Raw genomic sequence first — 417 nt, 5'->3', positions numbered from 1 at the left:
ATCCTGGCCCAGCAAACGGTCGCGGCCACGGCGTTGGGAAGTATCGAAGTCGAGGAGTGGTTCAGTACGGTGCGTCGATCGGCACCGTTCGCCAGCCTCCCCCGCTCTGCGTTCGAGGCCACCCTGGACCTGTTGGCCGGCCGATACCCCTCCGATGAATTCGCTGAACTCCGACCACGCATCATTTGGGACCGCCATGCAGGCACCATCGAAGGCAGGCCGGGTGCGCAACGGCTGGCGGTCACTTCCGGCGGCACCATCCCGGACCGGGGTTTGTTCGGCGTCTACATCATCGGCACCGAAGTTGAAGGCTCGTCCTCCCCGGCCAGTTCGGACGGCAGTGAACCAACGGCCTCTGCCCGCGCCGCGAAGGGCGGACGCCGGGTGGGCGAGCTCGACGAAGAAATGGTCTACGAG

1 protein-coding gene is annotated in these 417 nt (G+C 65.9%); it reads left to right on the top strand.

Features of this window, described 5'->3' with window-relative positions:
- On the top strand, positions 1-417 hold a 417-nt coding region (locus tag ACR9ZK_RS21705), incomplete at both ends, for a hypothetical protein (RefSeq protein ID WP_481344031.1).

The organism is Monashia sp. HAY1-5C, assembly GCF_056755255.1.
This window is presented reverse-complemented; position numbering and strand designations above follow the sequence as displayed.